Annotated in this window: 21 protein-coding genes; 10 read left to right on the top strand and 11 right to left on the bottom strand. The window is 58.5% G+C overall.

Features of this window, described 5'->3' with window-relative positions:
• Window positions 1-176: 176 nt before the first annotated feature.
• From AO068_RS14580 to AO068_RS14570, 3 genes are all read left to right on the top strand, one after another.
• Window positions 177-1460 (top strand): MFS transporter, encoded by a 1284-nt coding sequence (locus AO068_RS14580; protein WP_058408712.1) that lies wholly within the window; start codon window positions 177-179, stop codon window positions 1458-1460.
• Between the two features lie 136 nt (window positions 1461-1596).
• Window positions 1597-2484, top strand: a complete 888-nt coding sequence (gene ypfJ, locus AO068_RS14575; RefSeq protein ID WP_005745361.1) for a KPN_02809 family neutral zinc metallopeptidase — start codon at window positions 1597-1599, stop codon at window positions 2482-2484.
• Window positions 2485-2488: 4 nt separating this feature from the next.
• The gene (locus AO068_RS14570; RefSeq protein ID WP_004655548.1) at window positions 2489-3478 is read left to right on the top strand and encodes a hypothetical protein; all 990 of its coding nucleotides are present in this window, start codon (window positions 2489-2491) and stop codon (window positions 3476-3478) included.
• Between the two features lie 171 nt (window positions 3479-3649).
• On the opposite strand, the gene AO068_RS14565 is transcribed toward AO068_RS14570, so the two are convergent.
• From AO068_RS14565 to AO068_RS14555, 3 genes are all read right to left on the bottom strand, one after another.
• Complete coding sequence (locus tag AO068_RS14565; RefSeq protein ID WP_058402578.1) at window positions 3650-4240, bottom strand: HAD family hydrolase; 591 nt, start codon at window positions 4238-4240, stop codon at window positions 3650-3652.
• Complete coding sequence (gene tesB / locus AO068_RS14560; protein ID WP_044322981.1) at window positions 4237-5106, bottom strand: acyl-CoA thioesterase II; 870 nt, start codon at window positions 5104-5106, stop codon at window positions 4237-4239. The genes AO068_RS14565 and tesB overlap by 4 nt, the downstream gene beginning before the upstream one ends.
• Before the next feature lie 139 nt (window positions 5107-5245).
• A complete protein-coding gene (locus AO068_RS14555) occupies window positions 5246-5815 on the bottom strand; it encodes a GNAT family N-acetyltransferase (protein WP_044322982.1) in 570 nt (189 codons plus the stop codon).
• A 120-nt stretch (window positions 5816-5935) separates the two neighbouring features.
• On the opposite strand from AO068_RS14555, the gene AO068_RS14550 reads away from it, so the two are divergent.
• Window positions 5936-6853, top strand: a complete 918-nt coding sequence (locus AO068_RS14550; protein WP_058408711.1) for a histone deacetylase family protein — start codon at window positions 5936-5938, stop codon at window positions 6851-6853.
• A gap of 106 nt (window positions 6854-6959) precedes the next feature.
• A complete protein-coding gene (locus AO068_RS14545) occupies window positions 6960-8198 on the top strand; it encodes a TIGR03862 family flavoprotein (protein WP_161936591.1) in 1239 nt (412 codons plus the stop codon).
• A gap of 223 nt (window positions 8199-8421) precedes the next feature.
• On the opposite strand, the gene AO068_RS14540 is transcribed toward AO068_RS14545, so the two are convergent.
• Both AO068_RS14540 and yedA read right to left on the bottom strand, forming a co-directional pair.
• On the bottom strand, window positions 8422-9750 hold the full coding sequence (locus AO068_RS14540) for a DEAD/DEAH box helicase (protein ID WP_010193188.1): 1329 nt from the start codon (window positions 9748-9750) through the stop codon (window positions 8422-8424).
• Between the two features lie 62 nt (window positions 9751-9812).
• Window positions 9813-10727, bottom strand: a complete 915-nt coding sequence (gene yedA, locus AO068_RS14535) for a drug/metabolite exporter YedA (protein ID WP_054996473.1) — start codon at window positions 10725-10727, stop codon at window positions 9813-9815.
• Between the two features lie 167 nt (window positions 10728-10894).
• Here yedA and AO068_RS14530 point away from each other — a divergent pair, with 167 nt between their 5' ends.
• Window positions 10895-11362: an Lrp/AsnC family transcriptional regulator gene (locus AO068_RS14530; protein ID WP_002555257.1), complete on the top strand. Its 468-nt coding sequence runs from the start codon at window positions 10895-10897 to the stop codon at window positions 11360-11362.
• Window positions 11363-11366: 4 nt separating this feature from the next.
• On the opposite strand, the gene AO068_RS14525 is transcribed toward AO068_RS14530, so the two are convergent.
• From AO068_RS14525 to AO068_RS14515, 3 genes are all read right to left on the bottom strand, one after another.
• Entirely contained in the window at window positions 11367-11978 is a 612-nt protein-coding gene (locus AO068_RS14525) for a 3'-5' exonuclease (protein ID WP_005745439.1), read from the bottom strand.
• A 21-nt stretch (window positions 11979-11999) separates the two neighbouring features.
• Window positions 12000-12476: an NYN domain-containing protein gene (locus AO068_RS14520; RefSeq protein ID WP_002555259.1), complete on the bottom strand. Its 477-nt coding sequence runs from the start codon at window positions 12474-12476 to the stop codon at window positions 12000-12002.
• A gap of 270 nt (window positions 12477-12746) precedes the next feature.
• A complete protein-coding gene (locus tag AO068_RS14515) occupies window positions 12747-13451 on the bottom strand; it encodes a DUF2076 domain-containing protein (RefSeq protein ID WP_058408709.1) in 705 nt (234 codons plus the stop codon).
• A 197-nt stretch (window positions 13452-13648) separates the two neighbouring features.
• Between AO068_RS14515 and AO068_RS14510 the strand changes: the two genes are divergently transcribed.
• The 3 genes from AO068_RS14510 to AO068_RS14500 are packed head-to-tail and all read left to right on the top strand — an operon-like array spanning window position 13649 to window position 15938.
• Window positions 13649-14311, top strand: a complete 663-nt coding sequence (locus AO068_RS14510; RefSeq protein WP_057432346.1) for a YciC family protein — start codon at window positions 13649-13651, stop codon at window positions 14309-14311.
• Between the two features lie 33 nt (window positions 14312-14344).
• Entirely contained in the window at window positions 14345-15487 is a 1143-nt protein-coding gene (locus AO068_RS14505; protein WP_058408708.1) for an endonuclease/exonuclease/phosphatase family protein, read from the top strand.
• A gap of 49 nt (window positions 15488-15536) precedes the next feature.
• Window positions 15537-15938: a hypothetical protein gene (locus tag AO068_RS14500; protein WP_005780783.1), complete on the top strand. Its 402-nt coding sequence runs from the start codon at window positions 15537-15539 to the stop codon at window positions 15936-15938.
• 121 nt (window positions 15939-16059) lie between these two features.
• Here the strand turns inward: AO068_RS14500 and AO068_RS14495 are convergent, their stop codons facing one another.
• Window positions 16060-16827 (bottom strand): hypothetical protein, encoded by a 768-nt coding sequence (locus tag AO068_RS14495; protein WP_058408719.1) that lies wholly within the window; start codon window positions 16825-16827, stop codon window positions 16060-16062.
• A gap of 305 nt (window positions 16828-17132) precedes the next feature.
• Between AO068_RS14495 and AO068_RS14490 the strand changes: the two genes are divergently transcribed.
• On the top strand, window positions 17133-17381 hold the full coding sequence (locus AO068_RS14490) for a hypothetical protein (protein ID WP_003368741.1): 249 nt from the start codon (window positions 17133-17135) through the stop codon (window positions 17379-17381).
• 149 nt (window positions 17382-17530) lie between these two features.
• On the opposite strand, the gene AO068_RS14485 is transcribed toward AO068_RS14490, so the two are convergent.
• Both AO068_RS14485 and hrpB read right to left on the bottom strand, forming a co-directional pair.
• Window positions 17531-18835 carry a hypothetical protein gene (locus tag AO068_RS14485; RefSeq protein ID WP_058408707.1) on the bottom strand — a complete coding sequence of 435 codons (1305 nt, stop codon included), beginning with the start codon at window positions 18833-18835 and terminating at the stop codon, window positions 17531-17533.
• 124 nt (window positions 18836-18959) lie between these two features.
• Window positions 18960-21494: an ATP-dependent helicase HrpB gene (hrpB, locus tag AO068_RS14480; protein WP_058408706.1), complete on the bottom strand. Its 2535-nt coding sequence runs from the start codon at window positions 21492-21494 to the stop codon at window positions 18960-18962.
• Window positions 21495-21565: the final 71 nt, after the last annotated feature.

Below are 21565 nucleotides of genomic sequence, written 5' to 3'. Positions count from 1 at the left end.
GCGCTCTGCGTCGCATGCCGTTCCGGACGCTCCGCGTCCTATCCTGTACATGCGGCGCGGCGCAGATTCTTTCATGCCCGTCACGGCGAAACTGTCAGAATTTTTATTAGCTTCCTATCGATACGCTAAGGTATAAACCGAAAACGTGAATTAGCCGCTTCAATGGGATCCCTTTCTTGAGCTCTGAGTCTTCAGCCGCCCCTGCCCTGGTCAAGTTGTCCAGCCAGCCCGGTTTCGTCAGTTTTATCCTCTCGCGCCTGATGGCAGTGTTTGCCATGCAGATTCAGGCAGTGGTGGTCGCCTGGCAGGTCTATGACATGACCCGCGAGCCAATGGCACTGGCGTACGTCGGCCTTGCTCAGTTTATTCCCATGTTGCTGCTGTTGATGCCTGCCGGGGACCTGATCGACCGCTACAACCGCAAGGTCATCCTGATGATCAGTTGGGGCGTGCAGGCGTTATGCGGCACCATTCTGTTTGTGTTTTCGGCCCTCAAGCTGCAAGACCTGCGGCTGATCTACGGCGCGCTGATGCTCTACGGCTGCGCCCGCGCCTTCACCGGGCCGGCCCTGCAAAGCCTGCTGCCGCAGATTGTCCCGCGTGATCAGTTGCCCTCGGCCATTGCCACCAACAGTGTGATCATGCGCTGTTCGACCGTTGGCGGCCCGCTGATCGGCGGCTATCTGTACTGGCTGGGCGGCGCAGAGCTGACGTATTCAGTCTGCGTGGCAGCATTCATAGCTGGCATCCTGTTTCTGGCCCCTGTAGCGACGCCCTTTGCCGGCAAGCCGGTGGAACTGGGCTCCAGCGCATGGGGCCGGTTCACCGCGGGCATTGCCTTCATCCGCTCGCGACCGATCATCCTCGGCACCATTTCGCTGGACCTGTTCGCCGTGCTGCTCGGTGGTGTGGTGGCGCTGCTGCCTATCTATGCCCATGAAGTGCTGCATCTGGGCCCCCAAGGGCTGGGCATGCTGCGTGCGTCGATGAGCCTGGGCGAACTGGGCGTCGGTATTTACCTGAGCATGCGTCCGCTGCAGCGCAACGTCGGCATGACCATGTTTATTGCCGTCGGCCTGTTCGGCGTAGCGAATCTGGTGTTTGCACTGTCGACACTGTTCTGGCTGTCGTGCCTGGCTCTGCTGGTCGCGGGCGCGGCGGACATGGTCAGCGTGTTCATTCGCTCGGCGCTGGTGCAGTTTTCGACGCCGGACAACATGCGCGGCCGGGTCAATGCCGTGAATATGCTGTTTATCGGCTCATCCAACGAGCTGGGCGAATTTCGCGCAGGCACCAGCGCCTCGCTGGTCGGCGCGATACCTGCGGCAATCATGGGCGGCGTCTGCACACTGGGCGTGGTCGGCGCGTGGATGACGGGCTTCAAATCGCTGCGGCAGGTCGACCGTTTTGCCGATGCGTCGCCGCCTGACGTGTTGCAGGCGCAGCCCATGAAAAGCTAGACACGGACTTCCCGAACCAATCGGCTCTCTCGCACCTCTATACCCTCGCATCCTGCACACGCTGGCCGGACCGCCAGACTGGCGCAGACCTGTATCAGCAGCGACACTCATTGCACGAAAAGAAGAGGGATCCGACATGCTCTGGAAAAAAGGCCGACGTAGCGACAACGTAGTCGATGCGCGTGATGGCGGCAGCAGTGGCGGCGGCGGCATGCGCATCGGTGGCAAGGGGCTGGGCTTGGGCGGCATTGTGATCATCGTTGCCATCGGCCTGCTGACCGGTCAGGACCCGATGCAGATTCTCGGGCAACTGACCGGGCAAGGCACCGAGCAAAGCGCTCCACCCAGCGCGCAAACGCGTCAGGCGCCACCGGCCAACGACCAGCAAGCCGAATTCGTGCGCAGCATCCTCGGCGATACCGAAGACACCTGGCGTGCTGTGTTTGCTCAGAACGGTCGCGAGTACAAGGACCCGACGCTGGTGCTGTTCAGCGGCCAGGTCAACTCGGCTTGCGGTCGCGCCACCTCGGCGACCGGCCCGTTCTACTGCCCGGCTGACCAGCAGGTCTATCTGGACATGGACTTCTTCCGCGAAATGGCCCAACGCTTTTCCGCCGCTGGAGACTTCGCCCAGGCTTACGTGATTGCCCACGAAGTCGGGCACCATGTGCAGACCCTGCTGGGCATTTCTGCCAAGGTCGACAAGGCTCGTCAGGCCGGGCAAAAAATGGAAGGTGCCAACGGTTTACTGGTCCGCCAGGAGCTTCAGGCGGACTGCTTTGCAGGTGTTTGGGCGTACAACGCACAAAATCGTTTGAACTGGCTTGAGCCGGGTGATATTGAAGAGGCATTGAATGCGGCCAACGCTATCGGCGATGATCGCTTGCAACAGCAAAGCAGTGGTCGAGTCGCTCCGGACTCCTTTACTCATGGGACGTCTGCCCAGCGTGTACGCTGGTTCAAGGCAGGCTTTGCCCAAGGCCAAATCAATCAATGCGATACATTCGCCGCCAAGAGTCTCTGAACACATGATTAAACCGCTTCTGGTCCTGTTGTTGAGCACTGCCTTCGCGAGCCTCGGGGCGCATGCCGAGGATCAAGCGGTTACGTCTATCAGTCCGGATCGCCTGGCCATCAATGGTGCAGAGGCGACACTCGGGCTGAGTCAGGAATGGGTACACCCCAAGCCGAAGATCGAGCGCGCGGTAATCGTGCTGCACGGCCGCCTGCGCAATGCGCAAACTTACCTGCGCAGCATCGAACGTGCCGCTAATCAATCCAAAGAGCGCAGCAAGACCTTGCTGATCGCCCCGCAGTTTCTGGATGAGAAGGACATTGTCGCGCATCACCTGCCGGAGTCGATTCTGCGCTGGCGCCAGAACAGCTGGATGGAAGGCGCAACCGCCACCAATCCCAAGCCCGTCAGTTCGTTTCTGGTCCTGGACCATATCCTCAAGCGTCTGAGCGACAGCAAGCTGTTCCCGAATCTGAAAGAAGTGGTCATTGCCGGGCATTCCGGTGGTGCTCAGGTGGTGCAGCGCTACGCGATGATCGGCGGCAAGGAAGATGCGCTGCTGCAGCGGGAAGGTGTGAAGCTGCGTTATGTGATTGCCAACCCGTCGTCCTATGCCTACTTCGACGCAGAGCGGCCTGAACCGGTAACGGCGCAGAGCTGCCCTGATTTCGATGAGTGGAAATACGGTCTGAACAAGATGCCGTTCTATTCGGGCAAGGAAAAACCGGCTGACATCGAGAAGAATTACGTGAAGCGCGACATCACTTACCTGATGGGCGAGCTGGACACCGATCGCAACCACCCTGCTCTGGACAAGACCTGTGCCGCCGAAGCGCAAGGCGCGTATCGCCTGATTCGTGGCCAGAACTACTTCAACTACCTCAAGAAGCGCCACCCTGAAGGGCTGAACCAGCGCCTGGTGATCGTGCCGAAAGTCGGCCACAACGGCGACGGGATCTTCACCTCGCCCGAGGGTCAGGCGGTGTTGTTCAAGCCGTTTTAAGTGATCGGGGTATAACTATCGTTCCTACGCTCCGCGTAGGAATGCATTTCTGGACGCTCTGCGTCCGATCTTGGGTGCGCGGTGCGGCGCAGATTTGTGACGCAGAGCGTCACCCAAGGCATTCCCACGCTGGAGCGTGAGGAACGATAGTTGCACCAGAGCCAGTCCAGATCACCCCAACATCCCGCGTAGCACAGTGCAATCCACGGCATGCCAGTCCGTCAGCTCCGGCCAGGGGTTGTCTTTCAGGTTGACCAGAACGGTCTTGGCGCCCGCCGCACGGCCGCAGTTCAGGTCATGCATGTAGTCGCCGATCATGACCATCTGCTCCGGCTCGACACTCCAGCGATTGGCCAGCTTCAGCAAACCCGCCGGATCCGGCTTGGGGGTCGCTTCGTCGCGGCCCAGTACATCCTCGACAGCAAAGCAGTCCGCCAGGCCGATGGCTTTCAAGGTGATGTACGCGAGCTCTTGAGCGTTACGGGTCAGTATCCCCAACCGATAACCGCGCGCCGACAACTCACGAACCAGTTCGACCGCGCCCTCGGCTGGCTGCGAAGCCAGCGCCAGCTCCCGTTCGTGTTCCAGCAGCCATGCATGCTTGGCCGCCGACTCGTCAGCGGGCAACGCGGCAAGATGCCCCAGAATATCGTGGTCCTGAGGGATGCCCAGTTCACGCTTGATTGCCGGAAAGTCATGGACCGGGATGGTCAGGGTGCCATCCATGTCGAAAACCCAGTGCCGTATACCGTCGAGTGTCATGCCCAATCCTTACGGTGGCGGATCAGCCCTTCCTGGCTGACCGATGCAACCAGTTGCCCGGCGCGGTTGAAGATACTGCCGCGTGAGAAGCCGCGGGAGTTGCCAGCCCAAGGACTGTCCATCGCATAGAGCAGCCAGTCATCGGTACGCAGGTCGTTGTGGAACCACAGCGAGTGATCGAGGCTGGCGACCTGCATATCGCGCTGCCAGACCGTCTTGCCATGCGGCCGTAACGAAGTGGTCAGCAGGTTGAAGTCGGAGGCATAAGCCAACATGTAACGATGCAGCGCCTGCACGTCCGACAGGCTGCCATCGGCGCGAAACCACACGTACTTCACCGGCTCGCCTGGCTTGGGATCGTACGGGTCTTCGGATGTCACGGGGCGGAACTGAATCGGTTTGGGGCGCAGAAACTTGTCGTGCATCGCTTCGGGAATCAGGTGTGCTCGGCCCGTCAGCAGCTCTAGCTCGGACGGCAGGTTTTCCGGACCGACAATCTGCGGCATCGACGCCTGGTGCTCAAAGCCCTCTTCGTCGTACTGAAACGAGGCGCTGCACGTGAAAATCGGCTTGCCCTTCTGAATGGCAGTCACACGGCGCGTGCTGAAACTGCCGCCGTCGCGCACGCGGTCCACTTGATAGACCACCGGCAGGCCTGCATCGCCAGGGCGCAGAAAATAGCCGTGCAGCGAGTGAACATGGCGGTCCTCTTCGACGGTCTGACTGGCGGCAGACAACGACTGCCCCAACACTTGGCCGCCAAACAGCTGACGAAAACCCAGGTCCTGGCTGCGGCCGCGAAAAAGATTCTCTTCAATGGCTTCCAGCGTCAGCAACTCAACCAGATCATCCAGCACTTGGCTCATTCTCACTCCTCTTGCACATCGACTCTGCACTTTTACGGCAACGGCAGTCGCTGCATTTTCCGACAGGCCTCTGGCCCATCCCACTGGAATGGAATGATACAGATTTAAGATGGTTGGCTTAATTCAATCTACACCCTGATCACGGCTTCAGCGTCCTGAGCCACTGCTCATGGCTGATCCGGTACAGCACGTGCGGCTTGAGCGGATGGCCGTCATCCAGATTGGGATGATCGAAGTTGCCGGACTCATCCTGCTGCATACCGATTGCCTGCATAACTTTTTGCGACGGCTGATTATTAACCGCGGTAAACGACACGATCTCCTTCAAATTCAGGCGCTCGAAACCACAGCCCAGCGCGGTCCATGCCGCCTCGCTGGCAAAGCCCAGGCCCCAGTGGTCATAAGCCAGCCGCCAGCCGATTTCCACGGCCGGCGTAAAAGATGCCTTGAAACCCACGACATGCAGCCCGGTAAAACCGATGAATTCGCCGGTATCCTTACGCTCCAGCGCCCAAAACCCGAAGCCCAATTCGGCAAAATGACCACGTAACCGTCCGATCATGGCGGCGCTTTCAAGACGGCTCAGCGGTTCGGGGAAATAACGCATCACGCGCGGGTCCGCGCACATCTCGGCGAATGCTGGCAAATCATCGTCGCGCCACTGCCGCATCAGCAGCCGGGCGCTGTCTAGCTTGAGTATCGGTTCCATCGATTCCCCCGTGTAACGAGACATGAGTGGGCGTCAGCGTAGTTATCCACTGCGCCAGACAACTGGGCGTGCGCACGCTTTGCTGGCACTATCGGGCTTCGACCTGTCAACGGACGCAAAATGTCCCTACCGCTTATCTACCATGAAGACTACAGCCCGGACTTCCCGGCGGATCACCGCTTCCCGATGGACAAGTTCCGTCTGTTACGTGACTACTTGGTCGACAGCGGCCTGACCAGTGACGTTCAATTAATGCGTCCCGAGTTATGCCCGGCGGACATTCTGGCGCTGGCTCATGACCCGTCCTACATCAGCCGCTACCTTAATGGCGACCTGTCCCGTGAAGACCAGCGGCGTCTGGGTCTGCCCTGGAGCGAGGCGCTGGCACGTCGCACGGTTCGTGCCGTGGGTGGTTCGTTACTGACTGCCGAGAAGGCCTTGAAGCACGGTATGGCTTGCCACTTGGCGGGCGGCACCCATCATGCGCACTATGATTACCCGGCCGGTTTCTGCATTTTCAACGACCTGGCAGTGATCAGTCAGTACCTGTTGCAAAGCGGCCGCGTGGACAAGGTGCTGATCTTCGACTGCGATGTGCATCAAGGCGACGGTACGGCGCGTATTCTGGCCGATACCGAGGACGCCATTACCGTCTCGCTGCACTGCGAAAAGAACTTCCCGGCGCGCAAGGCCCAGAGCGACTGGGATATCCCGCTGCCGATGGGGATGGGCGACGCTGACTACCTGAACGTCGTCGACGACCTGCTCAACTACCTGCTGCCGTTCTACAAGCCGGATCTGGTGCTGTATGACGCAGGAGTTGATGTTCACAAGGATGACGCTCTGGGCTATCTGCAACTGACCGATCAAGGCCTGGCCAATCGCGACGAAGCCGTGTTGCGTCATTGCCTGAGCCGCGATATTCCGGTCATGGGCGTGATCGGCGGCGGCTACAGCAAGGACCGTCAGGCGCTGGCAAGACGCCACGGGATCCTGCATCACAGTGCGCAACGAGTCTGGGACGACATGGGCTTATGACAGTGCGTTGCGCCTCATCACAGTCGCAGCCAATGAGTTGCACCACACCTGAAAACAACGCTCGGGTAGAATGCCCACCTCCTCTGCTATCGATACTTCGCTGACCATGACCGACCTCGCCTCTCCTGCTTCCCGAACCGTCGCCATCATCGGAGGCGGCCCTGCGGGGTTGATGGCAGCAGAGGTGTTGAGCCAGGCAGGGCTGAACGTCGATCTGTATGACGCCATGCCTTCAGTAGGACGCAAGTTTCTGCTGGCCGGGGTGGGCGGCATGAACATAACGCACTCCGAGCCCTACCCGGCTTTTCTGTCGCGATACGCTGAACGTTCGCCGATGATCGCGCCTTTGTTGCGTAGTTTTAGTGCCGATGAGCTGTGCCAGTGGATTCATGCGCTGGGTATCGAGACGTTTGTCGGCAGCTCGGGCCGTGTTTTCCCCACTGACATGAAAGCCGCACCGCTGCTACGCGCCTGGCTCAAGCGCCTGCGTGATGCGGGTGTCACGATTCACACGCGGCATCGCTGGCTGGGCTGGAACGTCGATGGCAGCCTGCGCATTGCCTGCGCCGATGGCGAAAAGGCGCTCAACCCGGCAGCCACATTGTTGGCGCTGGGCGGTGCCAGTTGGGCGCGGCTGGGGTCTGACGGGGCGTGGTTGCCATGGCTGCAAGCCAGGCAGGTCGAGGTTGCGCCTTTGCAGGCCGCCAACTGTGGTTTCGAGGTGAGCGCCTGGAGCGACCTGCTGCGCGACAAGTTTGCCGGTGCGCCGTTGAAAAATATCGCCATGGGCCTGCATGGCCATGCCCTGCGCTTGGGCGAATGCGTGCTGACCGGGACGGGCGTGGAAGGCAGTCTGGTGTATGCACTGTCGGCGCAGATTCGTGAACAGATCAACCTTCGCGGCTCGGCGACAGTGGACATTGACCTGCTGCCCGGCAAAACGCTGACAGACATTCAAAAAGCTCTGAGCAAACCACGTGGCTCGCGTTCGATGTCCAAGCACCTGCACAGCCAATTGGGCCTGGACGGCGCAAAGGCAGCGCTTTTACGCGAGCTTGCGCCTCGTGAAGCGTTTGCCGATCCGCTGTTGTTGAGCGCGGCCATCAAGGCGTTGCCACTGCCCCTGATCAAACCACGCCCCATCGATGAGGCCATCAGCACCGCAGGTGGCGTGACCTTCGAAGCCATGGACGAGCGTCTGATGCTCAGGCAATTGCCCGGCGTGTTCTGCGCAGGCGAAATGCTCGACTGGGAAGCCCCTACAGGCGGCTACCTGCTGACCGCCTGCTTCGCCAGCGGCCGCGCTGCCGGGCTGGGGATGGTGGAGTGGCTGAACTCACAGTGATTCCTGTGCGTATGCTCTGCACTCAGCGTTATACATAAACCCTTTCTGTGGGAATTTGTTCGCGAAGGCTATATTCCAAACGCAGCAAATTCGTCGACTGCGCTGCCCTCTTCACGAACAAGTTCGCTCCCACAAAGCCCATGGATAACCTGTGGGAGCTTGCTCACGTTATACATAAATCCTTCTATGGGAGCGTCGCCCGGCTCGCGCCCACATGCGTATATCAAGGCTTCTTCTTGCGCGGGCCGGTGTTGAAAACCGGGACCTTGCGTACGGGTTTGACCGCTGGCGCAGGCTCTGACTCGCCGCTGTCGACCCATTTGCCCAGGTTACGTTTGCTGCCCGAGACCTTGGGCTTTTTCGGTTTCTTGGGTTTTTTCAGGATCTGGCCGCTGGCATCTGTAGTCGGCACCCGGTGCTCAGGCTCAAAGTCCTGTTCTTCCTTACGCTCAAGCGTCTGGCGGGTCAGCACTTCGATGGCCGACAGCAGTTCGACTTCATCAGCACACACCAGCGAGATCGCCTCGCCCGTCAGCCCCGCCCGGCCGGTGCGGCCAATACGGTGGATGTAATCCTCGGCCACAATCGGCAGGTCCAGGTTGACGACCGTAGGCAGATCATCGATATCAAGACCACGAGCCGCCACGTCGGTGGCAACCAGAATCTTCACTTCATTGCTCTTGAAGCGGTCCAGCGCACGCTGGCGAGTAGCCTGCGGCTTGTCGCCGTGAATACCATCAGCGTTCAGACCCAGCCCCTGCAAACGATCCACCAGTTGATCAACGCCAACCCGGGTCTTGGCGAACACCAGCACCTGGCCCCAGCGATGCTTTTTCATCAGATGGATGAACAGATCAGCCTTGCGCTTCTTGTCCACGGTCACAACCCATTGCTTGACCGATGACGCCGCCACATTGCGCGGGCTGACCTCGATGGTCAGCGGGTCATTCAGCATCTGCGCGGCCAGCAGACGAATTTCGTCGGAAAAGGTCGCGGAGAACAGCAAGGTCTGGCGCTGCTTGGGCAGTACAGCGTAGATGCCACGCAATTCCTCGGCGAAGCCCAGATCAAGCATGCGGTCGGCTTCATCAAGGATAAGAGTCTGCAACTGCGAGAACTTGACTGCATTCTGGCGATGCAGGTCGAGCAGACGTCCCGGTGTCGCAACCAGCACGTCCACGCCCTTGCGCAGCTTCATCATTTGCGGGTTGATGCTCACGCCACCGTAGGCTGCGTAAGTGCTCAACGGCAGGTGCTCGGCATACTGACGAATGCTTTCGTGAACCTGATCGGCCAGTTCGCGGGTCGGGGCCAATACCAGCGCGCGAACGCAATTAGGCGCGACTTTCGGCCCTTCCATGGTCAGGCGCTGCAACAGCGGCAAGGCAAAACCTGCGGTCTTGCCGGTGCCGGTCTGGGCAGCTGCCATCAGATCGCGGCCCGCCAGTACCGGAGGAATTGCCTGGGTCTGTACAGGCGTCGGAGTCTGGTAACCGAGCGCTTCAAGAGCGCGCAGCAAGGGTTCGATCAGGCCGAGAGAGGCGAATGTCATGGAAATACCGTAGGAAAAATTCAACGCAAGGTGCGCAGTTTAACCTGTCCGGCCCGCCTCGGTTAGCTTGTGCGTGTCGATCCGACCTTTCGTACCGCCGACCTGCGCCATTGCGGCAGGCCAATCAGCACGACAGCGCTGATAATCACCACCATGGCCAGGCACTCTTCAATACCGATAGTCTCTCCCGCAAACACCACGCCAAGCATCACCGCCACTGCCGGGTTGACGTAGGCATAGCTGGTTGCGGCTGCCGGGCGCACGTTCTTGAGCAGGTACATATACGCGCTGAACGCGACGATAGAGCCAAACACCACCAGATACAGCAGCGCGCCCCAGCCCGCCGCAGTCGGCATATGCGCAAGACGCTCGCCGCTCAAAGCGCTGCCGATCAGCAGCGTCGCGCCGGCAGTGATCATTTCCGCCGCACTGGCCATCGGTCCTTTGGGCAGCGGCATATGCTTGCTCAATACAGAGCCGAACGCCCACGACGCAGCGGCAAAGAGCACCAGCGCAGCGCCATAAGGGCTGGCTTGCAGATTGGAACCGAGATTCAGCAGGCCGATACCGATCAGGCCCAGCACGATGCCCGCCCACTCCAGATTAGTCGTGCGATTGCCCCAGAACAGGCCGAACAGCAAGGTAAACAGCGGCATGGTCGCCACCGCCAGCGCCGCGACGCCTGATGCAACGCCTGCGTGTTCGGCAAGCGTCACACCGCCGTTACCGCATGCCAATAGCAGGAAGCCAATCACAAACGCCGCCTTCCACTCGCGCCAGGTCGGCGCTGGCACGCCGCGATAACGCAGGAAACCGTACATCAGGCACCCGGCAATCAGAAAACGCACGCCAGCCATCATCAGCGGCGGCCATGACTCCACGCCGATACGGATGACCAGATAGGTAGAGCCCCAGATCAGGTACAAGGCCAGAAAGGCACCAATGAGCAACGGCGAAATACGAACGGACTGAGGCATGGCAAGGCTCTGGGATCATTGTTATGGTGGACCTATTGTATGAAGGCCTAAGGCGGATATTAAGCAGAAAAACCTGTTTAAACCGCACTGAAACTTACGATTCAATGCTTGTAAGGTCTGCTTTCCTTTTATTTTAAAATTACCCATCGCACAGCACGAGGCACGTCATGACGCTGGATAAATACGATCGGATTCTGCTCGATGAGCTGCTGAAAAATGGCCGGGCGTCTTTTGCGCAGCTGGCGAAACTGGTCAACCTGTCCGCCCCTGCTGTGGCCGAGCGGGTCGCCAAGCTTGAGGCGAGCGGTGTGATTACCGGGTACGAAGCGAAGGTCGATCTGTCGAAGGTCGGTTTGCCGATTCAATGCCTGATCGAGTTGCGCATGGGCAGTCACGGTAATCAACAGGCGTACAAGGAGCTGTGGCAGGTCCCTGAACTGATCCAGTGTTACCGGGTGACGGGCGACCCGTGCGTGATCATGAGGGCTGCGGTGGATTCGATGCCGCACCTGGAAGACCTGATCAATCGGATTGCCAGGTTTGGCTTCAGCAAAACCTCAATCGTGCTGTCGACAGCAGTGGAGCGCAGCCTGCCGGCCGATTATCTGACCAGCAACGGCAAGCAGGAACACTAGAAGATCAGAAGCCGCGCTGACGCTTGAGTGTTTCGCCGATCTTGGCGGCGGGGACTTTCTGCAGCGAGCAGAGCATCTGGTGGGAGATTGCGGCGATACCGTGGGTGTTGCGCAGTTCGTTGGTCAGATACGCGGTGAGGTTAGCGGCCATTTCCGCATCCGCCATCGCCCGGTGAGCCTTGCCGGTATTGGGCAGGCGCGCGTAGCTGGTCAGCGTGCCAAGCTTGTGATTCGGTGCGCCAGGCATCAGGCGTCGGGCCAGCAGCATCGAACAGGCAAAGCTCTGTTCGCGCTTGCGCTGAATGCGCGACAGTTCGTAGTCCCAGAATTTCTGGTCGAACGAGGCATTGTGCGCGACCAGCGGCGTGGCACCGACGAAATCTGCCACATCGCCCATCACCCGTTCGGCGCTGGGGGCGGTACGAATCATGTTGTTGCTGATACCGGTCAACCCTTCGATGAACGCAGGAATACGCACTCCGGCATTCATCAGGCTCTGAAAGCGCTCGACAATACGCCCCTGCTCCATGATGACCACGGCAATCTCGGTTGCCCGGCAGCTATGGCCCGGGGAGATGCCGGTGGTTTCAAAGTCGATGACTGCAATACGTTCCAACACTGGCCTGACCCTGTAAATTCATTTCAGCAACAACGCGCCTTCGATAGGCACATAACGACTGGCTGCGCGAATCAACGAGTTCGCGGTCAGCCCCGGCACGCCATAGGCCACCGCCTCAACACCATGTTTGCTGATCACACGCTCGAGCAACATGTCGAAATCGCCATCACCCGACGCCAGCACGACTTCGTCGACTTGCGGTGCGAAATCCATGATATCGATGGTGATGCCGACATCCCAGTCCCCTTTCGCCGAACCGTCGCTACGCTGGATGTACGGCTTGAGCCTGACGGTAAACCCCAGATTGCGCAGGATCTGCTGGAACTGCTGTTGTTTGCTGTCGCCACGATCGATGGCGTAGGCAAACGCGTGAACAATCTCGCCGCGCTTGCTGATATCCGCCCACAAGGCGGCGTAATTGAAATGACAGCCATGCGCCTGGCGCACGGTGTAATACAGGTTCTGCACGTCGGCGAACACCGCGATCTTCTTCACCGCAATTCCTCATGGCGGGCAACACGCCCACTGGTTACAGCGATCCGGAATGTGAATCGGCGCCCAGTATGCCAGCTTGAGAACGGAATTGAGCTTCAACTATCGTGCGACGCTCCGCGTCGCACGCATTTCTGGACGCTCCACGTCCGATCTTGAATGGGCGGCGCGGCGCAGACCTGTGACGCGGAGCGTCACCCAGGGCATTCCCACGCTGGAGCGTGCGGAACGATAATTGTCTGTTCTGGAGCGTGGGGAGCGATCACTGCGTCCTTACACAAACGAATCATCATCAGAGAACATGTCGCCGCCATCGTCAAAGTTGTCATCGGCGGTGTACTGCTGATCCGGCTGTCCCCAGCTGCCCTGATCATTGAACGAGCCAGTGTCCTGAGCCTGTGGCGCGTCGTGAATGACCTCGACGATCTCCTGCGGCTGGCTGTGGTGGCTGAACATGCTGCTGATGCCCTCTGCCAGCAGCACACCGCCCGCCACACCGGCCGCGGTCTTCAACGCACCGCCGAGAAAACCACTGCCCACAGCCGGAGCAGGCGCGGCATAACCACCCTGCGGCGCTGCGGGCGCAGGGGCAGGATTGAAACCAGCACCGTCGCGCCAGCCACCACCCGAAGCCTGGGCCGGCTGAGCCTGAGGCGCTCGCGAGGCGCTGCTGCCGAAAATACTCGACAGAAACCCGCCGCTGGCCGGTGCTGACGAAGATTGCCCTTTGGCCTGCTGCAGCTCGGCCTGCAACTGCTGAATCTGCTCGTCGCGCTGTTTCACCTGCTGATTGAGCTGGTTGACCGCAGCTTCCTGCACCAGAATCGCCTGCGTCATGTAATACGGCGCAGCGGGCTGGCGAGTCAGATGCTCCTTGATGCGCGCCTCGGCCGCAGCATCTCGCGGAGCGGATGCCGTTTCTGCGTCTTTCAGTTTCGAGAAAAGACCATCAATCAGGGTTTGCTCTTCGCTGTTCATGACCACCTCACTGAGTTGCCACTGGAATTCTTTCCTGCCGCACCGGCAGGACCATGCTCAGAAAATGGGGCCTCATCCACCCGCTTCAATGACATGAAGAAAAAGATAAGAAGATCTCAGCCCAGCACCACTGCGCTTGGTTCGGCAAGGGCCATGGGCTAAAGTGTGCGCCTGCTTTTAGCCTGCGATCTATCTACATGAACCCGTTGACCGTCATCCAGGATTCGCTCTATTTCTTTCGGCGCAATCTGGGCAGCATCGTGCTGCTGTGCCTGCCTGTCGTGATACTCGAGGTGCTGGCCAAACAAGCGCTGAGCAACGCCATGTCCGCCGACACGTCGCCTGCCTACGAATTGGTCATCGGGCTGTTTTTCTACCCTATCTATACAGCGGCACTGATCCTGTTTCTCGACGCACGCAGCCGTGGCGAAGACGTCTACACCCGCGACCTGCTGGCCATGGCGTTGCGCCTGTGGCCCACCTTCGCCGTACTCTCGGCAATGAGCACCCTGCTGATCATGTTCGGCCTTTCGCTGTTCGTGGTCCCCGGCCTCTGGGTCATGATCAAACTGGCGTTCTGCGAATACCTGCTGGTCCTGCGCAAGCTCACACCGTTCATGGCCATGCGCGAAAGCATGCTGATGACCACCGGGCACTTCACCCGCATTCTGGTGTGCGTGCTGAGCGTCTACATTCCCCTGTGGCTGCTTGAGGGCGCCAGCCTGTACCTGTTTCCGGAACCGCAAAGCGCAGCGGTTTCCGTGATCACCGACAGCATCGGTAGCTTCCTGCAACTGTTCACCACCATTGTGACGTTCCGCCTGTTCATGCTGATCAGCGAGCCCGCACACCGCGCCTGAAGCAAAGGCTGACGTCAGACGCGTCGATTCGGTATGCTCAATGCCGAATCCCTCACTGAGCGCCAGGCGCTCCAAGTCGAGCCGATGCCCCGTTTACTGCTACGTCTGACCCTGTACGGCTTGCTGCTGGTCGCCGTATTGCTGTTACTGGTTTTCCAACTGACCTGGCGCCCTCCAGCTCGCGAGTTACTCCCGGCCAGCTGCAATCCTGCGGTTCAGGCGCCAAAGCTGGTGCCGGGGCAAGCCCTCAAAGTCATGACCTGGAACATCCAGTACCTGGCGGGCAAGCGCTATGTGTTCTGGTACGACATGGCCGACGGCAGCGGCCCGGACGAACGCCCGACGCATGAAGACCTGGCCTACAACCTGGATGAAGTGGCGCGGGTCATCCGTGATGAACAGCCGGATATCGTACTGCTGCAAGGGGTCGACGATGGTGCCAAAAACTCCGATTACGAAGACCAACTGGCATTGATCAAAGAGCGAGTGGCGGACCTCTACCCCTGCAGCACGCAGGCGTTCTACTGGAAGGCAGAGTTCGTACCCAACCCGCATATCTGGGGCAGCGTCGGCAGAAAACTGGCGACCCTAAGCCGCTTCCACATCGACAGTGCTGAACGCGTGCAACTGCCGGTGCCAGACGCCAATATCATCAGCCGTCAGTTCCAGCCCAAGGATGCCTTGCTGGTCAGCTACCTGCCCCTGCGTGACGGCGGCAAACTGGCCGTCATCAACACCAGCCTGACCACCGCCAGACACACCGGCGACACCGCACAAAAACAGGTCGTCGCCACTGAAAAGCAGTTGGACAAACTGGAAAGCGGCGGCACACCGTGGCTGATCGGCGGCGACTTCAACCTGCTGCCGCTGGGCCAATACCAGCGCCTCCCCGAAGAACAGCGCCTCGGCTACGCCGCCGACAGCGAGCTGCACGAGCTGTGGGAGAAATACCCGATGATCCCCGACAACGCCGAATCCAGCGGCATAGACCGCGGTAAATGGCTCACGCACTTCCCCAACGACAGCCGCATCAACGGGCCGGACCGGACGGTGGATTACCTGTTTTACAGCCCGAGTTTGAAGCGGGTCAGTGCGAGGGTGCGGCGGGACGATACGTTGTTGATCTCTGATCATTTGCCGGTGATTGGGCGGTTTTTGTTGCCGGTTTTGCCCTGAGGGGTTCCTGCTCTGTAATCAGATAGTTTTCTAAAATAAGGATATTGAATTGAAAAAACTTAACGTTGCTAAAACTATTCTGGGGGGCGCTGCAGCACTTTGCTTCATGACTCCCCTCTGGGCTAAAGATGGAAACGAAGCACTGGCGGCGGTAATCGATCAGCAAAAGACACAGCTTCCCATCATGCTGGACCTTATGACCCGAATAGACACGATTGCCTATGCTGATCACACCGTCCTCTACAACCTCACGATCAATGGTTACAACGGAAGGCCTGGCGAAAAAGTCTACTACGACAGCTATCTGACTCAGCAAATCCAAGGCAGCTTGTGTAAGCAGACAGCCTATCTATTGGTGCTGGAGCTGGGTAACAAAATCACTTATTCGTACTCCAGCTCGACAGGCGAGTTCATTACATCGATCACGCTTTCACGCAAAGACTGCGAGTAAAGCAACAGGTGCGTCTTTGTGCTGGCCCTGAAAAAAGACAGGACGCTCATGAGCGTCGGGTTTTAGATATGGGCCTGCGTTGTCGCACGCACCTGATAATTGAAGCGTATCCCGCGCTACGTCAGTCCGCGCCGCTCCACATAGCATCAAGCGCCCGCTCAAGCGCAGGCGTCTTGATCTCGATGCCATCGCCGTACGCCGCCGTGCCACGAGCGCAGTCGATAATCACCGTGATTCCAGCACCGGTGAGCCGTCCGGGGTATTTGCGCAGGGTCAACTCAACACATGAGCAATCCAGCCAGCGTGCCTGATCGGCTGACCAGCCATTGTCTTCGAAAGCAAACACGCGGATGTCGCGCCTGATGTCGATTATCTCGGGTGGGTAAATCCATTGCGTGGCAAGTGCCTCGTAAGGCGTCGTCTGGACACGATAGCGAGCACTTGGGGACAGGGCGATCACTTCAATGCGCTCTCCGCGCATGGTGTCGCCTTCATGCTCGGAGCTCGCAAATATGGGCTCATAACCTTTTCCGGTGAACGTAAAGAATTTCGTTTTTCCATCAGACTTCAACTGGGCCAGAGCCGCGCTCACCAACGGGAGAGACCTATCGTCAGGCTCAAGCGCGCGGTCGTATCCGTCAAACTCGATACCCATAAAGTTGGCTTCATCAGCATCATCCGTGTAGCAGCGAGCGGCGAGGGACAGAGTGCCTTCCGTGAAGTAGTACATATCGTACTCATAGTAATAGTCGTAGGAGCCGTCCTTATCCTGCTCGCTGGCATCGATATGGTGATACCGCTCCATGCGGATTGAACCCGGGCCTTGGGATGTCCACTGGGGTTCAAGCTCGCGTATATGGGTGTCACCCCGTGAAAAAATGTTTTTCATCCAGCGCTTGATAAGGGATTTGAAAACAAATCTGGCAGTGTTCAATGTCTTTCCCTGGTTACCCGGTTGCTCGGAAGCTTTCCGTGATCGATTCCTGAGTATTCGTGTGATTGAAAATACCGGAGCCGAGTGCGAATGGCAGCCCTATAGCCCGCAATAAGCTGACGAGTCGCCGAGCATCTGAATGTCGTCCTTCAGCAACTGAAAGGGTCAAAACAGTTTGAACCGTTTTCAGACGCGCTCGCCTAATGATTAGCCTGTGGATACTCCCACAGGCTACGTGCCAATACCGGCATACCCAAAGGGTGATCAACGTGGCTAAAGACGACAAGAAAAGCAAAGGCGAAGCCTCGAAAGCCAGCAAGGATCTGAAGGACAAGAAAGCATCACCGGCCAAGAAATCTGAAGCGGCCTCGACGCTTTCCAAGTCTTCCGAAAAGAAAGACAAGAAAAAAGACGCCGAGCCAAAGAAAGCTGCCAAAAAAGCTGATAGCAAGCCAGAAAAGGCCAAGAAGTCAGAGAAGGCGGAAAAACCGGCTAAAAAGAAAAAGTGACATCTGCTGCCTGCCAGGGCGTTGTGCCCTGGTGTTCTCTGGGTCTGTTGCTTTTCGCTCAATGAAAGTTTTGATTATTGAACGGGCAAGCTCTTCTTAAATCTAAAGGCACCAAAATATCAAAACCCACTGCAAGTCCCTGCTCCTTCCTAACGGGATATCCACTTGTACATCAGCGCTTTTGCCATGTCACGATTCACCACTGGCGGAGAGTGAGGCCTTGCGCGAAGAAGAGCACGCAATTCGTCAGGCGTGACGCAGTCAAAAGTAGACCCTATCTTTATACCGCAGCCCTTCTCCAGCTCACGCTTCATGGCTATCACAACATTAAAACACCCAGAGCATATGCTCTTTACCCTTATCCATGCCAAACTAAACCTGGTCGGCGAATGTGTATGAAAGCTTACTTTACCCCTCATAAAGCTAACAATTTCATACTTTGACCGAGTACAAATAGGGCACTCCCAATCGTCCGCTTGCGCCTCCCACATTAACGCACATCCAGGCAGCGACTTTATTATAGCCAGGAAATTTGGAGGCGGCTTTTCCCCTGTGGACTGTATCTCCGTACGCCATCGACTATAGTTTGCTGCATGTTTTATAATACCTTTCTCCATTTCTAGAACTAACGCATTACCGCTAACAAATTCAAGCCCATTGTATCGATTGAATCCATTGGAAAAAGTATGTACAGGGGCTACTTCCCCTTTGTACCTCTCAAACCAATAGTCTTGTAGCACAGCAGCTTCTGCTACTTGATATACCAAATTCATTCGAGCAACGTAAGCAGGTCTTACGAGGTTCCAGAGCGCTAAAACCTTGGACTCATCTATGTCATGCGGAGCGTGTTCGTGGATTGTAATGAATTGAAAAATCTGACCTATAGAAAAGGAATGCCAATCAATTTTTCGGCCAGCATTTGAAATAATTTTTTTCGCAGCAGCGTCAGCATTGTTACAATCTTCGCAAACCAAAACCGGGGAATAGGCTGAAAACGCTGGCGCCATCCTTTCGATTAAAGCCAAACCGGTATTTGTCGGTTGGTCCGTACCGGACACAACGAAGACTTTATTAAAAGCAGCCTTTAAAGCATCAGCCATATGATCATGATGCTCAACCAACTTCGCAAGAATCTGCTTTTTACTTCCAAGCCGAGATATTTCAAATTTCCCCCTTACACAACAAGGGCAACGCCAATACTGCGCTGTTTCAACCCAATTTCTATTCATTTCGAATAAAGCACCACCGTGGTGCGCCTGGATTTTCCTGGAAAGCGGCGATCCTATACCATCAAGCGAATCTATTGACCCATCATTTATCCCTTCAATTGCCAAGCGCAGCGCGATACCTCTTTTTTCCTCGGCTGCTTCTTGGGAAATTTTGTTCTGCTCAGCCCACCTCGCCAGAGAATACTTAGGCCTTTCTTGAACAAGCTTTTTTTCGTCTTCGATCATTACAAATGGTCCCTCACTTATACCTAATGCCTGAAAAATTCAACGCTAAGCCCTGCAGCCACTCCTTGCTCTAGAGATCGCTGACTGCGTTACATGACAAATTCAGCATTAGCACGACAACCTATTACGTCCCCCTAGGCTTCACCCGCGCCGTAGCCTCCGCCACCAATGGATCATCCGGCCAGTAATGCTTCGGATACCGCCCCTTCAAATCCTTCTTCACCTCAATGTAGGTAGACCGCCAAAAGTTGGCCAGGTCCTGCGTCACCTGCACCGGGCGGCGTGCCGGAGACAGCAAATGCAGTTTCAACACCTGCCGCCCATTGGCAATGCGCGGGGTATCAGATAACCCAAACAACTCTTGCAGCCGCACCGACAGAATCGGCGGGTGTTCGCTGTAGTCGATACGGATATTCGAGCCGGAAGGCACCTGGATGGTCTGCGGAGCCTGAGCTTCCAGTTGTTGCGGCATTGGCCACGGCAGGAGGTTGCGCAGGATGGAGGGCAGGTCGAGCTGGCTGAAATGGCTGAGCCGGGTGACTTTGCCCAGGTAGGGCATCAGCCAGTTTTCGAGTGTCGCCAGCAGTTGCGCGTCACTCAGGTCGGGCCATTCGCTTGCTGCGCTTTTGTCGATGTCCAGATTGCGTAGCAGCGAGACACGCGCCTGCCACTGGCGCAGTTCGGGCGTCCACGGCAGCAGTTCCAAGCCTTTGCGACGTACCAGCGCCAGCAGTGCCTGGCTGCGAGCTGCGTCATCGAGGCCGGTCAGCGGTTCGCGGTTGATAATAAGCTCGCCCGCCTTGCGCTGCCGTTCTGCGCGGAACACGCCTTCGCGCTCATCCCACTCAATCTGGTCCACGGTGATGACCTGCTCGGCCAGCACAGAGTCGAACAGCGCTGGATCGAATTCGGCAGCGAGGTAAATCCGCTCCTCACGCTGCCCCTGACGGCTGCCTAAATCTGCGATGACCAGCCAAGGCTGCTTCATCAGTGCGTCGGCCTCGGCGAAAAGTGCCGCGCGACCGTTGGCCAAGCGATATTCAGCACCGCCGGGGCGACGTTGTTGTGCCACGCGATCCGGGTAGGCCAGTGCCAGCAGAGCGCCCAGCCAGCGTGAATGATCGGGATCGATGACCGGGCTTTTCGCAGTGCCGCGCAGGTATCCGCGATATTGCCGTGCCAGCTGTTTAGCTCGCTGCACACCGCCCTGTGCACCACGCGCAGCACGCTCGGTGCCCGCCAACAAGGTCAGGCGGCTGTGCAGATCGGCCCCGCCGCCGCGCAGAATATCGCGCTCGCCCAACAGTGCGGCCACGTCACACGCCAGTTCGCCCAAGCCCAATGCATGACCGCGTAGCAGCAGGTGCGCGATGCGCGGATGTGCGGGCAGCTCGGCCATCGCCTGACCGTGGGACGTCAGCGCTGGCGGTTGGCCCGGCTGGTTGCTCAGCGCCTCAAGCCGCACCAGCAAATCCTGCGCCTGCGCATAAGCCGCCGCTGGCGGGACATCGAGCCAAGCCAGTTGCGCAGGCATGACGCCCCAGCGCGCCAGTTGCAGCGCAAGCCCGGCAAGGTCCGCCTGAAGAATGTCTGCCGCGCCGTAGGCGGCCAGTTGATCGTGTTGCGCTTCGGACCACAGCCGGTAACACACACCCGGCTCCAGCCGCCCTGCCCGCCCGGCACGCTGAGTGGCGCTGGCACGCGAGATACGCTGGGTTTCCAGACGCGTCATGCCGCTGCCCGGATCGAAACGCGGCACCCGCGCCAACCCGGCATCGATCACCACACGCACGCCGTCGATGGTCAGGCTGGTTTCCGCAATATTGGTCGCCAGCACGACCTTGCGCGTACCTTGGGGGGCAGGCTCGATGGCCGCACGCTGCGCATTGAGATCAAGCTCGCCATGCAAGGGGCAGAGCAGAATGTCGGCGCGTTCGCCCAGCGCTTCTGCCAGTTGCTGGTTGACACGACGAATCTCGGCCTGCCCCGGCAGAAACACCAGCAGGCTGCCGGACTCGCTGCCCAGCGCATCCAGCACCGTCTGCACGACACGCGGCTCGATGAATTCACCCGGCTGAAAAGGACGCCCCCACTGCATCTTCACCGGAAACATCCGCCCGTCGCTGCGCACTACCGGTGCATCGTCCAGCAACGCCGCCAGCCGCTCGCCTTCCAGCGTGGCCGACATCAGCAGAATCTTCAGCGGCTGATCGTCACGAAACAGCTCACGACCATTGAGGCTCAGGGCCAGGGCCAGATCGGCGTCCAGACTGCGCTCATGAAACTCATCGAAAATCAGCAGCCCCACACCTTCCAGCGCAGGGTCGTCCTGCAAGCGACGCGTGAGAATCCCCTCAGTCACCACTTCAATACGCGTCTTCGGGCCGACCCGGCTTTCCAGACGAATCCGATAACCCACCGTCTCGCCGACCTTCTCGCCCAGCTCACTGGCCAGCCGCTCGGCAGCTGCTCTTGCCGCCAGTCGCCGCGGCTCCAGCATCAGAATGGTCTGCCCGGCCAGCCAGGTTTCCTCAAGCAGCGCGAGCGGCACACGCGTGGTCTTGCCCGCGCCGGGAGGGGCTTCGAGTACGGCTTCATGGCGCGTGGTCAGGGCCTGGCGCAGGGCTGGCAGGACGGCATCGATGGGTAACGAGATCATGGGGGCTCCCTGAGAGATGCGGGGAGTATACCGGGGTGGGGTTGGGGAATCAGGCGGCGTGTTTTAGCTGA

Source organism: Pseudomonas sp. ICMP 3272, assembly GCF_001466905.1.
In the GTDB taxonomy this organism is placed as follows: Bacteria; Pseudomonadota; Gammaproteobacteria; order Pseudomonadales; family Pseudomonadaceae; genus Aquipseudomonas; species Aquipseudomonas amygdali.
The sequence above is the reverse complement of the archived record's forward strand: the minus strand, read 5'-3'. Positions and strand labels throughout refer to the sequence as shown.

Excerpts from the sequence above, each read along its gene's own strand:
- AO068_RS14545 (WP_161936591.1), top strand. The coding sequence starts at position 6,960 with ATGACCGACCTCGCCTCTCCTGCTTCCCGAACCGTCGCCATCATCGGA.
- AO068_RS14550 (WP_058408711.1), top strand. The coding sequence starts at position 5,936 with ATGTCCCTACCGCTTATCTACCATGAAGACTACAGCCCGGACTTCCCG.
- AO068_RS14555 (WP_044322982.1), bottom strand. The coding sequence starts at position 5,815 with ATGGAACCGATACTCAAGCTAGACAGCGCCCGGCTGCTGATGCGGCAG.
- yedA (WP_054996473.1), bottom strand. The coding sequence starts at position 10,727 with ATGCCTCAGTCCGTTCGTATTTCGCCGTTGCTCATTGGTGCCTTTCTG.
- AO068_RS14485 (WP_058408707.1), bottom strand. The coding sequence starts at position 18,835 with ATGATCGAAGACGAAAAAAAGCTTGTTCAAGAAAGGCCTAAGTATTCT.
- AO068_RS14565 (WP_058402578.1), bottom strand. The coding sequence starts at position 4,240 with ATGACACTCGACGGTATACGGCACTGGGTTTTCGACATGGATGGCACC.
- AO068_RS14530 (WP_002555257.1), top strand. The coding sequence starts at position 10,895 with ATGACGCTGGATAAATACGATCGGATTCTGCTCGATGAGCTGCTGAAA.
- tesB (WP_044322981.1), bottom strand. The coding sequence starts at position 5,106 with ATGAGCCAAGTGCTGGATGATCTGGTTGAGTTGCTGACGCTGGAAGCC.
- AO068_RS14570 (WP_004655548.1), top strand. The coding sequence starts at position 2,489 with ATGATTAAACCGCTTCTGGTCCTGTTGTTGAGCACTGCCTTCGCGAGC.
- hrpB (WP_058408706.1), bottom strand. The coding sequence starts at position 21,494 with ATGATCTCGTTACCCATCGATGCCGTCCTGCCAGCCCTGCGCCAGGCC.
- AO068_RS14515 (WP_058408709.1), bottom strand. The coding sequence starts at position 13,451 with ATGAACAGCGAAGAGCAAACCCTGATTGATGGTCTTTTCTCGAAACTG.
- AO068_RS14510 (WP_057432346.1), top strand. The coding sequence starts at position 13,649 with ATGAACCCGTTGACCGTCATCCAGGATTCGCTCTATTTCTTTCGGCGC.
- AO068_RS14540 (WP_010193188.1), bottom strand. The coding sequence starts at position 9,750 with ATGACATTCGCCTCTCTCGGCCTGATCGAACCCTTGCTGCGCGCTCTT.
- AO068_RS14505 (WP_058408708.1), top strand. The coding sequence starts at position 14,345 with ATGCTCAATGCCGAATCCCTCACTGAGCGCCAGGCGCTCCAAGTCGAG.
- ypfJ (WP_005745361.1), top strand. The coding sequence starts at position 1,597 with ATGCTCTGGAAAAAAGGCCGACGTAGCGACAACGTAGTCGATGCGCGT.
- AO068_RS14495 (WP_058408719.1), bottom strand. The coding sequence starts at position 16,827 with ATGAAAAACATTTTTTCACGGGGTGACACCCATATACGCGAGCTTGAA.